The 13,529-nt window shown below is 69.5% G+C and carries 12 protein-coding genes; 2 read left to right on the top strand and 10 right to left on the bottom strand.

Features of this window, described 5'->3' with window-relative positions; translation table 11 throughout:
• Positions 1 to 43 precede the first annotated feature (43 nt).
• The 4 genes from LDL49_RS35955 to LDL49_RS35970 are packed head-to-tail and all read right to left on the bottom strand — an operon-like array spanning position 44 to position 4,101.
• Positions 44 to 874, bottom strand: a complete 831-nt coding sequence (locus LDL49_RS35955) for a carbohydrate ABC transporter permease (protein WP_225298020.1) — start codon at positions 872 to 874, stop codon at positions 44 to 46.
• A gap of 1 nt (position 875) precedes the next feature.
• A complete protein-coding gene (locus LDL49_RS35960) occupies positions 876 to 1,880 on the bottom strand; it encodes a carbohydrate ABC transporter permease (RefSeq protein WP_225298021.1) in 1,005 nt (334 codons plus the stop codon).
• Positions 1,880 to 3,106 carry a sugar ABC transporter substrate-binding protein gene (locus tag LDL49_RS35965; protein ID WP_225298023.1) on the bottom strand — a complete coding sequence of 409 codons (1,227 nt, stop codon included), beginning with the start codon at positions 3,104 to 3,106 and terminating at the stop codon, positions 1,880 to 1,882. The genes LDL49_RS35960 and LDL49_RS35965 overlap by 1 nt, the downstream gene beginning before the upstream one ends.
• A gap of 11 nt (positions 3,107 to 3,117) precedes the next feature.
• A complete protein-coding gene (locus tag LDL49_RS35970; protein WP_225298025.1) occupies positions 3,118 to 4,101 on the bottom strand; it encodes a LacI family DNA-binding transcriptional regulator in 984 nt (327 codons plus the stop codon).
• A 123-nt stretch (positions 4,102 to 4,224) separates the two neighbouring features.
• Between LDL49_RS35970 and LDL49_RS35975 the strand changes: the two genes are divergently transcribed.
• A complete protein-coding gene (locus LDL49_RS35975) occupies positions 4,225 to 6,432 on the top strand; it encodes an amylo-alpha-1,6-glucosidase (RefSeq protein WP_225298027.1) in 2,208 nt (735 codons plus the stop codon).
• A gap of 284 nt (positions 6,433 to 6,716) precedes the next feature.
• Here LDL49_RS35975 and LDL49_RS35980 read toward each other — a convergent pair whose 3' ends face one another.
• From LDL49_RS35980 to LDL49_RS36000, 5 genes are all read right to left on the bottom strand, one after another.
• The gene (locus tag LDL49_RS35980) at positions 6,717 to 7,859 is read right to left on the bottom strand and encodes an SDR family NAD(P)-dependent oxidoreductase (protein ID WP_225298029.1); all 1,143 of its coding nucleotides are present in this window, start codon (positions 7,857 to 7,859) and stop codon (positions 6,717 to 6,719) included.
• 36 nt (positions 7,860 to 7,895) lie between these two features.
• Positions 7,896 to 8,681, bottom strand: a complete 786-nt coding sequence (locus LDL49_RS35985) for a chitosanase (protein ID WP_308016235.1) — start codon at positions 8,679 to 8,681, stop codon at positions 7,896 to 7,898.
• Positions 8,682 to 8,772: 91 nt separating this feature from the next.
• A complete protein-coding gene (locus LDL49_RS35990) occupies positions 8,773 to 9,555 on the bottom strand; it encodes a CE1759 family FMN reductase (RefSeq protein ID WP_225298031.1) in 783 nt (260 codons plus the stop codon).
• Positions 9,556 to 9,596: 41 nt separating this feature from the next.
• The gene (locus LDL49_RS35995; protein ID WP_225298296.1) at positions 9,597 to 10,670 is read right to left on the bottom strand and encodes an LLM class flavin-dependent oxidoreductase; all 1,074 of its coding nucleotides are present in this window, start codon (positions 10,668 to 10,670) and stop codon (positions 9,597 to 9,599) included.
• Between the two features lie 76 nt (positions 10,671 to 10,746).
• Positions 10,747 to 11,403, bottom strand: coding sequence for an NAD-dependent epimerase/dehydratase family protein (locus tag LDL49_RS36000; RefSeq protein WP_225298032.1), 657 nt, complete (start codon positions 11,401 to 11,403; stop codon positions 10,747 to 10,749).
• Positions 11,404 to 11,630: 227 nt separating this feature from the next.
• Here LDL49_RS36000 and LDL49_RS36005 point away from each other — a divergent pair, with 227 nt between their 5' ends.
• Positions 11,631 to 12,548 (top strand): Sco1979 family transcriptional regulator, encoded by a 918-nt coding sequence (locus tag LDL49_RS36005; RefSeq protein WP_225298033.1) that lies wholly within the window; start codon positions 11,631 to 11,633, stop codon positions 12,546 to 12,548.
• A gap of 2 nt (positions 12,549 to 12,550) precedes the next feature.
• On the opposite strand, the gene LDL49_RS36010 is transcribed toward LDL49_RS36005, so the two are convergent.
• On the bottom strand, positions 12,551 to 13,372 hold the full coding sequence (locus LDL49_RS36010; RefSeq protein WP_225298035.1) for an SAM-dependent methyltransferase: 822 nt from the start codon (positions 13,370 to 13,372) through the stop codon (positions 12,551 to 12,553).
• Between the last annotated feature and the right edge of the window lie 157 nt (positions 13,373 to 13,529).

Consider the following 13,529-nt stretch of genomic DNA (forward strand, 5'->3'; position numbering starts at 1 on the left):
TATCGTCCGGCGAAGTATGGGAAGACGGGAGGGAGCATTTCGGCTAGCCCTTGTCGCTGCCCTCGTTGGCGCCGCGGACGAACCTGCGCTGGAATATCACGAAGATCACCGCCACCGGGATCGTGGCGAGCAGGGCCGCCCCCAGCTTGAGCGGATACTGCGTGCCGCCCCCCAGCGACCCGCTGACCAGGTCGGCCAGCCCTCGGGGCAGGGTGAACAAGGCCGGGTCCTGGACGGCCACCAGCGTGTGGGGGAACTCGTTCCACGCACCCTGGAACGAGATGATCGTCAGCGTGATCAGCGCCGGCCGGGCCATCGGCAGCACTACCGACCAGAACATGCGGAACGCGCCCGCCCCGTCGATCCGGGCCGCCTCCTCCACCCCCGCCGGGATCGAGTCGAAGAACTGCTTCATGATGAACACCCCCGCCGCGTCCACGAGGACCGGCAGGATCAACGCCAGATAGCTGTCATACATCCCCAACTGATTGAGGACCAGAAATTTCGGGATAAAGAGGACGCCGCCCGGCACGGCCATCACCGCGATGACCGCCCCGAACAGCGCCGACCGTCCGCGAAAGCGCAGCCTGGACAGCGCGTACCCGGCCATCGAGTCCAGGAACACCCGCCCGGCCGTCAACACGATCGTCACCAGCACCGAGTTGCCCAGCCACACCGGCATGTCGGTGCCGCTGAACACCCGCTCGAACCCCGCCAGCGTCCCCGGGTGCGGGATGGGCGAGAGCGGCGAGGCGGCCGCGTCCGGCTCGGTCTTGAACGAGTTCGCGATCTGGATCACGAACGGATAGATGAACACCAGCGCGAAGAAGATCAGGATCGAGTAGCCGGTGAAGGTGCTCGCGAGCTTGCGCATCTCAGACCCTCCTCTCCCGCATCACGCGCCGCTGGAACAGGGTCAGCAGCACGATGATGAGGAACAGCACGAACGAGATCGCCGTCCCCGCCCCATAGTCGAAGTCCCGGAACGCCGTCCGGTACGACAGGAACGCCGGGGTCAGCGTGGTCTTGGCCGGAGCCCCCTGGCTCATGACGTAGATCTGGTCGAACACCTGCCAGCTCCCGATCATCCCGAGCGTCAGCACCAGGAACATCGTCGGCCTGAGCAGCGGCAGCGTCACGTACCGGAAGCGCTGCCACCGCCCCGCCCCGTCGAGCACGGCCGCCTCCTCCAGCGTCACCGGGATGTCCTGCAACGCCGCCAGGAACATCAGCATGAACGTGCCCGACGTCGTCCACACGACCAGCGCGATGATCGCGCACATCGCCACGCTCGGCCCCGACAGCCACTCCCACCACGACAGGCCGAACGGCCCCGCCCCGGCCAGGGCCGCCGGTGGCGTGTCCATGCCGAGCAGCAGGTGGATGACCCCTCTGGCGTCGGAGAACCACTGCGGCCCCTGGATGTCGAAGAAGCCGAGCAACTGCGTGAGCGCCCCGGAGTTGCTGAAGATGAACAGGAACACCACGCTGATCGCCACCGAGCTGGTGACCGACGGGAAGTAGAACGCGCTCCTGAAGAACGACTTGCCCTTGAGCAGGCGGCTGTTCACGATCAGGGCCAGGCCCAGCGCCAGCACCGTCTGCAGGGGTACGACGATCGCCACGTAGTAGGCGTTGTTCCGGACGCTGATCATGAAGTTCTCGCGGGCCAGGTCGTCCCGGGTGAACAGCCGGCCGTAGTTCTCCAGCCCGACGAACGGCACACCGCTCTTGAACGGGCTGCCCTGGCCGTTCCACGAGGTGAGGCTGACCCACATCGCCATCAGGATCGGCAGCAGCAGGAACACTCCGAGAATCGCCACGACCGGCGCGACGAACAGCCACCCCGTCACGTCTTCCCTGGCGCGGCTGCGGCGCATCAGTCGCCCAGCGCGGACTGCGTGTTCTTCCGCAGCCTGGCCAGCAGCGCCTTCGGGTCCTGCGAGGTGAGCTGCTGGAGCCCGGCGTCGAAGTCGGCCAGGACGCTGTCCATCTTGGCGGCGTTCACCGGGCCCTGGGCGTAGGCGGCGCCGTCGACGAACGCCGTGTCCGCGGGGAACTCCTTGACGTAGGCGTCCTTGGCCGACTGCCGCGACGGCATGACCCCGAAAGCCTTGGCGAACGCGAGCTGCTGGTCGGCCTTGGTCATCGCCTCGACGAAGGCGATCGCGGCCGTCTTGCTGGCGCTCTTGGCCGCGATGCCCCAGCAGTTCGTGAACGACAGCGTGCCCTGCTTGGCGCCGGCGGGCAGCGGGTGGGCCGTGTACTGGATGTCGGGGTAGTCGGCCTTCAGCGCGCCCTTGATCCAGTTGCCCTCGATCGTCATCGCGGCCTTGCCCTTGCCGAACGCCTCACCGGCCCACGACGCGCCGAGCTGCTTGGGGTACTGGGCCAGCTTGTCCTTGAGCAGGGTCTTGACGTACTCCAGGGCCTTGAGGTTCTCCGGGCTGTCGCCGGTGGCCTGCTTGCCGTCGGCGCTGGTGATCCAGCCGCCCGCCTGCACCATGAACGCGCCGATCCGGTCGCGGGTGTCGCTGATCGCCAGCGGGGTGATGCCCTTGGCCTTGAGTTTGCCGGCCGCCTCGGTGAGCTGTTCCCACGTGGTCGGTACGTCGGACGCCGCCAGGCCCGCCTTCTTCCACAGGCCGTCGTTGACGATCAGCGCCAGCGTGGAGAAGTCCTTCGGCGCGCAGTAGAATGTGCCGTCGCGGGTGAAGGTGGTGCGCAGGCTCGGGTAGAAGTCGTCCGGGTTCGAGATCTTGTCCCCGTACGGCTCCAGCGCGCCGACACTGGCGTAGTCGGCGAACCGCGAGGCGTCCACGTAGAAGACGTCGGGCGGGTTGCCGCCCGCGAACGCCTGGCCGAGCTGCTGGTGGATGTCCTGCGCCGGGGTGACCGTGGCCTGGTTGCCGCTCGCCTTCGCCCACGCGTCCGCCGCCTGCTTGACCGCCGTCGTCTCCGGGTCGCCGGAGGAGGCGATGAGGATCCGCAGCGAGGCGGGGCCGCTGCTCTGCGGCGCGGCCGACGGCTTGTCCTCGAAGCCGCTGCCGCAGGCGGTCGCGGCCAGCGCCAGTACGCCGAGTGCCGCCAGGGGGAGGTGTTTCATGACGTTTCCTTTCACGCGGTACGCCGGATGACCAGGGAGGGTCGCAGCAGGACGTGATCCGGCTTGTCCGGGCTGTCGTCTTCGAGGAGGCGGGTCAGCACGCGGACACAGCGCACGGCGGCCTCCGAGAGTGGCTGGCTCAGGCTGGTCAGGCCGATCGCGGCCGCCACGGGCGTGTCGTCGAACCCGATCACGGGCACCGGCCCGGCCTGCATGGCGCCCAGGGCGACGGAGTCGCTCACGCACACCAGGGCGGTGGCGCCGGCCGCGATCAGCTCCCGCGCCGCCGCTTCACCCTCGGCCGCCGACCCATCGGTCCGCCGCTCCAGGACGCCCGCCTCGCTGTCTTCGGCATCTTCGCCGAGTGCCCGGACCCAGCCGCTCCTGCGGTCGTCGCCGACGCCGGAGCCCTCGGGCCAGCCGATGAACCCGATCCGCCGGTGACCCGCGTCGAGCAGGTGCCGGGTGGCGGCGGCCGTCCCGGCGGCGCCGTCCACGTCCACCCACGGATGGTCGCCGCCCTCCGGCATGCCCCACGGCCGCCCGAACGTGACGAACGCCAGCCCCCGCTCGGCCAGCCACGAGGTGCGCACATCGCCGTAATGGGTACCGGTCAGGACGAACGCATCCGGTTCGTACGCCCCGAGCAGGTCGTCGAACGTGGCGATCTCCGACCGGTCATCGTCGGCCGAGTAGAGGATCACCCGATATCCCGCCTTGGCCGCCGACTCGGTCAGCCCGTGCAGGAACCGGTCGAACACGTTCATGCCATCCTGGGTCTGCTCGATCCGTACGGCCAGGAGCCGCGACCGGCCGGTCCGCATGCGGCGCGCCGCCTGGTTCACCCGGTAGCCGAGCTCCTCGACCGCCTGCCTTACACGCTCACGTGTCTCCTCGCGGACGAGGTCGGGGGAGTTCAGGACGTTCGAGACGGTCTGCCGGGAGACGTTGGCACGCCGCGCGACGTCGGCGATCGTCACCTTTTCGGGCATCATGTCGCTTTCTAAGGGTTTGAACGTTCAAATAGCGGTATGGCAGGATTGGATCGTTCAAGTAAACGGAGTGTTACGCACTATCTCCCTTGGACGATTCGCCTGTCAAGATTTTGGGGGCCGCTCGTGCTCGACCAAACCACGCACCGCCTGCAACCGCTGCTGCACGACCTCGTCAGCACCGTCCTGGCACCGACGACCGCGCTGAGCGGGGCTGACGGGCAGATCAGGGCGGCCGGGGTGCAGGGCCTCTTCCACGCGGACGCGCGGGCGTTGTCGCAGGTGAAGCTGGCCGTGGACGGCAGGGAACCGGAGGCGGTGGGGTACGCGGTGCAGGCCGCCGGCCGTACCAGGTTCGTGTCGCTGGTCCGCTGGCTGGGCGACCCGATCGCGGACCCCACGGTCCGCGTCGACCGTACGCGCGAGGTCGCCCCCGGACGGATGGCGGAGCTCATCGAGATCGCCTCCACCGCCACCCGCCCGGTGACGGCCACCGTCACCGTCGACCTGAGCTGCGACTTCGCCCCGATCGAGCTGGTGAAGGCCGGCGGCAGCGCCCCGCCGGCCACCGCCACGCCCGCCTCGTCTGCCGGTGGCGCTTGCCTGGAGTGGCGGTCCGGCGGCATCCACGTACGGGCGACCGCCGAGAACGCCACGGCTGAACCGCAGGCCGAAGGGCGGTTTCGGTGGGAGGTCGCGCTGGCGCCCGGTGAGCGCGTCGCACTGCGGTGGGCCGTCGTGATCGACGACCCCGAGGCGGTGGTGACCGCGCCGGCCAAGCCGCTGGAGTGGAGCGTCCCCGAGGTGACGGCCGACGACACCCGGCTCGTACGGCTGGCGGCGCGCTCGCTCGAAGACCTGCGCTCCCTCAGGCTGGCCGAGCCCGGGGAGCCGGAGGATACGTTCCTGGGGGCGGGGGTGCCGTGGTTCCTGACGCTGTTCGGGCGGGACAGCCTCTGGGCCGCCAGGATGCTGCTGCCTCTGGGCACCGACCTGGCGGCGAGCACTCTGCGCGTACTGGCCAGACGGCAGGGCAGCCACGTCGACCCGGCCACCGGTGAGGCGCCCGGCAAGATCATGCACGAGCTGCGCCGCCACGAGCACAGCGGCGGCGGCCTGCGCCTGTCCGCCGCCTACTACGGCACCATCGACGCCACCCCGCTCTGGATCGGCCTCCTGTACGACGCCTGGCGCTGGGGCATGCCCGCCGCCCAGATCGAGCCCCTGCTCCCGGCCCTGGAGGCGGCGCTCGGCTGGCTCGGCGACCACGCGGACCCGGACGGGGACGGCTTCCTGGAGTACATCGACTCGACCGGCCACGGCCTGGCCAACCAGGGGTGGAAGGACTCGGGCGACGCGGTCCGCTTCCGCGACGGCCGCCAGGCGGAGCCGCCCATCGCCCTGACGGAGGTCCAGGGGTACGCCTGCGCCGCCGCCCAGCAGGGGGCCGCGCTGCTCACGGCGTTCGGGCGGGAGGGGGCTGAGCGGTGGCTGGACTACGCGGGCACGATGGCCGACCGCTTCCGCGCCCGCTTCTGGGTCACCCACCCCGCCGCGCCGGTCACCGATCGGGGGAACGGACATCCTGCCTCTGCCGTGGGTGGGGCGAGTGGTTATCCCGCACCTGCCACTGACCGGGGGAGCGGTTATCCGGCGTCGGTCGCGGGCTGGGAGAACGGCTATCCCGCGCTGGCCCTCGACCGCGACAAACGGCCGGTCGACTCGCTGACCAGCAACATCGGCCACCTCCTCGGCACGGGACTGCTGTCGCCGGGGGAGGAGGCGAGGGTGGCGGAGCTGCTGGGCACCCCGGCGATGTCCGGCGCCTTCGGGCTGCGGACGATGTCGGCGGACGACGGCGCGTTCAGCCCGATGTCCTACCACTGCGGGTCCGTCTGGTCGCACGACACCGCCATCGTCATCGCCGGACTCGCCAGGACCGGTCATGGCCGGCTGGCGGCGGAGCTGGCGCGGGGCCTGCTGACGGCGGCGGAGGGCTTCGACTACCGCCTGCCCGAGCTCCACGCGGGCGACGACCGGGACGTGGTCGGCCGCCCGGTGGCCTACCCGGCCGCCTGCCGCCCCCAGGCGTGGTCGGCCGCCGCCGCGGTGACTCTGCTGCACGCGGCTGTGGGCCTGTATCCGGACGTACCGGGCGGCAAGGTCCTGGTGCGTCCGCTGGCGGGAGCCCCGCTCGGCGCGGTCACGGTACGCGGCCTGCGGGTGGCGGGCGCCGACGTCACCGTGTCGATCGACCGGTCAGGCGGAGTCCAGGTGACGGGCCTGCCCCCTGGGCTGACGGTCGAGGTGGCCGACCCCGAGCTGGTGGTCTAAGTCGCCGAACCCGGCCTGCCGGTCAGTGGGCCAGGACGGATCCGGGCGTGGACTGGCCCTGAGGGTCAGTGGCGCGTGGCTGTGAGGGTCGGTGCAGCTGGGCCCTGAGGGTCAGTGGGGCTGCCGTTCCCTCGCTGGCCGCCGGCCGCTCCGTCCGCCCGCTGGCCGCTCCGCCCGCTGGCCGCTCCGCCCGCTGGCCGCTCCGCCCGCTGGCCGCTCCGCCCCCCGACGGTCGTGCCCTTGAGTGTCAGTGGGCCGTGATTGCCATGGAGGGCCGTGAATGGTCAGTGGCCCGGGAGGACGGAGAGCTCTGTGAGGTGGGCTTCCGGTGGGGCGGTGAGGGCTGTCAGGACCAGGGACGCGACCGCGGCCGGGGGCAGGCACCGGTCGGGGTCGTACGGCGAGCCGAAGCCGGTCCGGACCTTGCGCAACAGCTCGGTGGCCGTGGCGCCCGGGTAGATCGTGGTGACGCGGATGCCATGAGGGTGTTCCTCGCCCCGTACGGCGTCGCCCAGCTCGCGCAGTGCCGCCTTGCTGGCCGCGTAGGCGGGCCAGCCGTTGGGGCTCAGGCCGGGTGCGGCGTTGATGAGGACCACTCGGCCGCGGCTTCTGCGCAGGGCGGGCAGGAGGAGGCGCAGCAGCTCGGCGGCCGAGGCGACATTGACGTTCAACGTGTCGCGCCACAGCTCCACCGTGCTGTCCGCGGTCGTCGTCACCTCGGCGATGGCCGCGCAGTGTACGAACCCGTTTAACTCCCCGATGGGCGGCAGCGCGGCGGCCAGCGTCTCTGGCCTGGCCAGGTCCGCCACGATGGCGATCAGACTGCCGGGCGTGACACCGGTGGGCGTGACATCGATGTAAGTGACGGTGCTGGGCCCGATTTCGGCGGGCGTGACATCGGGGGGTGCGGCATCGGCGGGGATGGCCGCTCCGGGGGCCCTACCGGCAGCGGCGACGGCGGTGGAGGGGACGGCCGGAGTCATGATCTCCGGCCACGGAAGATTCGCTGCTACCGGGGTGATCTCGCCCAGTCCCGCGATCCCATCCATGGCATCAGGCCCGGCGGTCTGATCCGCGCTGCCAGGGCCAGCGGCCCGACCTGCGCTGCCAGGGCCGGGGGTCGGGTCCGCGCCGCCAGGGTCAGCGGTCCGACCCACGCCAGAGCCAGCGGTCCGGCCCGTGCTGCCAGGGCCGGTGACCTCGTCCATGGCACCAGGCCCGGCCGACCGCTCCACGGCGCCGCGTCCGCCCACGGCGCCGCGTCCGCCCGACGTGGCGAGCTCGCCGGAGGCGGCGAGCTCGCTCAGGCGGGCTGGGTCGCGGACCAGGGCCAGGACCCGGTAGCCCGCGTCCAGCAGCGTCGTGGCGACGGCCGAGCCGATGCCGCCCGTCGCCCCTGTCAATAAGATCGTCCCAGCATGCGTCATGGTCAGAGCGTGGCAGAGGCGCCGGCCGGACGTCTATTAGCTCTTGATCGTGTAGCTGTCGCCGTACACCTTCCAGGTCAGCGGCGGGTTCAGGTCGAGGTTGCCGTTCTTGAGGAAGACCCGCTGCTCGGTGTCGACGCGGGTGGTGTCCTCGTGCGCCTCCTCGGCCTTCATCGCGGCCTTGCGGGCGTCCAGGAACGCGTTGAGGTACGTCGTCTCGTTGCCGCCCTGCGTGGGGGTCTTGGCCTTGGACATCGCGGTCTTCCTGATGCCGCCGAAGCTGAGCTTGTCGCTGCCGGGGCCGTGCATGACGATCGCGTCGTAGTAGATGAACTGGCCCAGCGCCCGCAGTCCGTCCGTCTTGGCCTGGCTGACCGCCGGGTTGAAGTAGACGCGGTCGCGCTCGTCGTTCTGCGCCGTCTGGAAGGCGGTGTCCTTGGCGGCGGTCTTCCAGTCCTTGGTGAAGTTCGGGTCGAGGCCCGCGTGCGAGTCGCTGCCGTTGACCTTGCGGAGGGCGGGGAGGTACTTGGCCAGGACGTTGCCCGGCTTGCGGTTGGTGTAGAGCTCGACGAGGGCCAGCATGTCGCTGGTTCCGGAGCAGAACCCGATGATCCCGGCCGTGTAGCCGCGGCCGTCGTCGATGTCCTCGATGTAGCCGTACTGGGACTTCCAGTCGAGCGTGGAGTTCTCGGCACTGGACACCAGCTGCATGGCGATGTCCTTCTTGTGCGGATCGGTGAGGTCGACCGCCGCCTGGCTGGTGCCCGTGAGCGCGAGAGTGGTGGCTAAGGTGACCAGTGTGACGAGAGTGGTTCGGAGCAACGTGATCTCCTGCTCTTCGTTAGGAAAGCTTCCTAACGAACCATACTCACAGGAGTCAACATTCGGGGCTTTTGTTGTGAAATTGGGCCCCTTATCGGCGTAGCGCGGCTAGTTGCTGCTCGAACGGTACGACCTCCGCCTCCGTCGCGGATGCCGGCGTACGGTTGCGCAGCAGGTCGGCCAGTTCGGTCGCGGCGCGGTCGATCCGCTCCGCCAGGCCGTCCGCGAAGTCGTCACCCCCGCCGCCCCAGTCCTCCGACGCCGCGTAGACGGCGGTCGGCATCACCATGGCCCTCAGGTACGCGAACAGCGGCCGCAGCGCGTGCTCCAATACCAGCGAGTGACGAGGCGTACCGCCGGTTGCCGCGATGAGCGTCGGCTTGCCCACCAGCGAGGCGGGGTCCATGACGTCGAAGAACGACTTGAACAGGCCGCTGTAGGAGGCACTGAAGACGGGCGTGACCGCGATCAGGCCGTCGGCCTCCGTCACCGCCTCGATCGCCTCGCGCAGCCGGGCGCCGGGGAAGCCGGTGACGAAGTTGTTCGCGATGTCGACGGCGAGATCACGCAACTCGATCACCCGCACCTCAGGCGCGCCCTCATCGCTCCACCCCGCCGCCCGATCGCCCGGCCGCTGCACGATCGCGTCAGCCAGCCGGTCGCCGAGCCGTCCCTCGGCCGCCTCGGCCGCCTCGGCCGCCTCGGCCGCCTCGGCCGCCTCGGCCGCCTCGGTCGGCCGGTCGCCGAGTCGTCCCATGGCCGCCTCGGCGGGCCGGTCGGCGAGCCGCCTCACGGTCGCCTCGGTCAGGCGGTCGGCGAGCAGGCGGGTGGACGATGGTTGGGTCAGACCCGCCGTGACGACGACGAGCTTCATGAACACTCCTCCGATCTTCTCCAGGTCACGCAGTCACGCACTCAGGCGGTCAGGCGGTCGCGGGTGGTGTGGACGGGACCGTCGGGCACCCCGGCCGGCCGGTTCGCCGCGAACTCCCGCCGCAGCACCGGCACGACCTCCTCCCCGAGGATGTCGAGCTGCTCCAGGACCGTCTTCAGCGGCAGCCCCGCGTGGTCCATCAGGAACAGCTGCCGCTGGTAGTCGCCGAACGACTCCCGGAACGTCAGCGTCCGGTCGATGACCTGCTGCGGGCTGCCCACCGTGAGCGGCGTCTCCTCGGTGAACTCCTCCAGCGACGGGCCGTGCCCGTACACGGGGGCGTTGTCGAAGTACGGGCGGAACTCGCGCACCGCGTCCTGCGAGTTCTTCCGCATGAACACCTGCCCGCCGAGCCCCACGATGGCCTGCTCGGGCGTGCCGTGCCCGTAATGGGCGTACCGCTGGCGGTAGAGGGTGATCAGGCGGATAAAGTGCTCCTTCGGCCAGAAGATGTTGTTGGCGAAGAACCCGTCACCGTAATAGGCGGCCTGCTCGGCGATCTCCGGGCTGCGGATCGAGCCGTGCCAGACGAAGGGCGGCACCCCGTTCAGCGGCCGTGGCGTGGCGGTGAAGCCCTGCAGCGGCGTGCGGAAGCGGCCCTCCCAGTCGACGACGTCCTCGCGCCAGAGCCGGTGGAGGAGCGCGTAGTTCTCGACGGCCAGCGGGATGCCCTCCCGGATGTCCTGCCCGAACCACGGGTAGACGGGCCCGGTGTTGCCCCGGCCCAGCATCAGGTCGACCCGGCCGTCGGCCAGGTGCTGCAGCATCGCGAAGTCCTCGGCGATCTTGACCGGGTCGTTGGTCGTGATCAGCGTCGTGGCCGTGGACAGCGTGAGCCGCTCGGTCTTGGCCGCGATGTAGCCCAGCAGGGTGGTGGGGGAGGACGGCACGAACGGCGGGTTGTGATGCTCGCCGGTCGCGAACACGTCCAGCCCGACCTCCTCGGCCTTGACCGCGATGGCCACCATCGCCTTGATGCGCTCATGCTCCGTCGGCGTCCTGCCGGTGGTGGGGTCCATGGTCACGTCGCCCACGCTGAAGATCCCGAACTGCATATCGTTCGTCACCTCTTACTATTGAAAGTTCAACAACCATCCAAGCATCAGCTGGTCCGAGGTTATTCCGCGCGGCTCAGCCGTGGAGGGCGTTGATCTCCAGCGGCCCGAGCACTCTCTTGGGCGCGCCGCGGTCCGCCACGGTGATCATGGCCTGGCCGATCCGCTCGGTCGTGGTCACCGCCGTGGGGAAGAGCAGCCGCAGGATCGGGTAGAAGGGCGCCGTCACCACGTACGCCAGCCGATACCAGGTCGTCCGCGAGGTGACGCCGTGCATGGGCTGGATGTAGCCGGGCCGGAACATGTACGCCTGCAGCGGCAGGGCCAGCAGCGCGTTCTCGGTCTGGCCCTTGACCCGGGCCCACATCGCCCGGCCGTGCTCGTCGGTGCCCACGCCGGACACGTAGACGAACGTCGAGCCTGGGTTGAGCCTGGCCAGCGTCTCACCGGCCGCCAGTGTGTAGTCGTACGTGACGCGCCGGTAGTCCTTCTCGCTCATGCCCGCCGAGGAGACGCCGAGGCAGAAGAAGCACGCGTCGTAGCCGAACAGCTCGGCCTCGATCGGCGTGAGGTCGAGCAGGTCCGGGTGGACGAGCTCGCGCAGCTTGTCATGGGTACGCCCGGTGGGTGTGCGGCCGACCGTGAGCACGGCCTCCACCCGGTCGTCGGCCAGGCATTCCCGGAGTACGCCCTGCCCGACCATGCCGGTGGCGCCGAAGATGATGACTTTCACGCGAACTCCGTTCCCGGCCCGAATGCTATCGCCCGATCGGAACCAGACCAGAAGCGGTCAGGCGGCGGTCAGGCCGCGGTCAGACGGCAGCCAGACGGCGGTCAGGCGTTGTGCCCATCCCGTGACCTGGTATTTCCGCTATTAACGTGGCTCGTGGCGGTGGAGCTGGCTAGCGTGGCAGGATTGTCGGTGCGTCAGATGCCATAGTTTCCGACCTAGGAGCGTATATGCCGAATGCTCGGAATATTGACGACCTGACCGAAATTTCGGGTTGGGAGACTCGTCAGTCCGGGCCGACAGCGCTGCGGATATTGGTGGGGCGGCAACTACGCCGGCTGCGCGAGTCGCGGGAGATCACACGGGAAGCCGCGGGATACGCCATCCGGGGTTCGCATTCCAAAATCAGCCGCCTGGAATGCGGGCGGACCAGCTTCAAGCTACGCGACGTGGCCGATCTGCTCACCCTCTACGGCGTGGTCGAGGAGGCCGAGCGCGAGGCCGTGCTCTCGCTGACCAAGCAGGCCAACGCGCCCGGCTGGTGGCACGAATATCGCGACGTGGTGCCCGACTGGTTCGAGGACTACCTCGGGCTGGAGCAGGACGCGGCGATGATCCGTACGTACGAGGTCCAGTATGTCCCTGGCCTGCTCCAGACCGAGGACTACGCCCGCGCGGTGATCACCTGCGGTCACCAGGGCTGCCCGCCCGAGGAGATCGAGCGCCGGCTCGCGCTCCGGATGCGCCGCCGCCGGCTTCTCTCGCGGCCCATGTCGCCCAAGCTCTGGGTGGTGCTGGACGAGGCGGCCCTGCGCCGCCGGGTCGGAGACGGCGCCACGATGCGCGGGCAACTCGAGCACCTCAAGGAGATGGCGAAGCTCCCGCACGTCACCATCCAGGTGCTTCCGTTCACCTACTGCGGTCACATCGGCGGGGTCGGCCCCATCACCATGCTGCGCTTCGCCCAGGCCGAACTCGACGACGTGGTCTACCTCGAGCAGATCGCCAGCGCGCAATATCTCACCAGGGCATCCGACGTGCACCCGTACCAGCACCTGATGGACGAGCTGGGCATCCACGCGCAGCCGTCGGCCGCGACCCCGGCGATCATCGACGGGATCATCAAGGAGATCGACGACACCCTGTAGGGCTACGGTTTGAGGGCCACCCCGCAGAACGCGTCCACCTCGTCGGGCACGCCGAACACCGAGGACTCCACCCGCCATCGGGAGACGGAGACGACGCCCGGATCCACCAGCTCCAGGCCGTCGAAGAACCGGGCGATCTCGTCCGGGGTGCGCAGGCGGTAGGAGTAGGACTGCTCCTCGTTGTGGAGCCGTCCGGCCTCCGCGGCCGCGTCGGGTTTGATGGTGTTCGTACCGTCTTCGAACACCAGGAAGCTGCCCGACGGCAGAGCGTCCAGCAACTGCCGCGTCAGCGCGTGCGCCTGGTCGTCGTCGAAGATCGTGCCCATCACGCCGAGGAGCATGAGCGCGGTCGGCTTGCTGAAGTCCAGCGTCTTGGCCGCGAACTCCAGGATGGTGGCCGGCTCGCGTACATCGGCCTCGATGTAGTCGCAGGCGCCCCGAGGGTCGCTGGCCAGGAGCGCCTGAGCGTGCACCAGCACCAGGGGATCGTTGTCGACATAGACGATGCGGCAGGACGGATCCACCCGCTGGGCGACCTCATGGGTGTTGTCGACCGTCGGCAGCCCGGTGCCGATGTCCAGGAACTGCCGGATGCCGGCGTCCTCCGCCAGATAGCGGACGGCGCGGCCCAGGAATGCGCGGGCGTGGCGGGCGATGTCCTCCATTCCCGGATAGATCTGCCGGAGTTGCTCGGCGTGCTCGCGATCTACCGGGTAGTTGTCCTTTCCGCCCAGCCAATAGTTCCATACCCGGGCCTGGTGCGGCCTGCTGGCGTCGATCTTGGAGGGGAGCGCGGGATCGTTGTCAAAGGATTCATCCGCCATGACATCTTCTCCTCTTTTGTCGCCCATATGTCGCTAAGCTGAGTGTCCTGGCGTCTCGTCGCGCTGTCACGCCTTAAAGCGGCATCTCCTAACATTCCAGATAAAGATTGCCGCTTAAGACGGATGTCAAGATTGCGCTTTCTGCCCAGAACCGTGC

It is taken from the genome of Nonomuraea aurantiaca (genome assembly GCF_020215705.1).
In the GTDB taxonomy this organism is placed as follows: domain Bacteria; phylum Actinomycetota; class Actinomycetes; order Streptosporangiales; family Streptosporangiaceae; genus Nonomuraea; species Nonomuraea aurantiaca.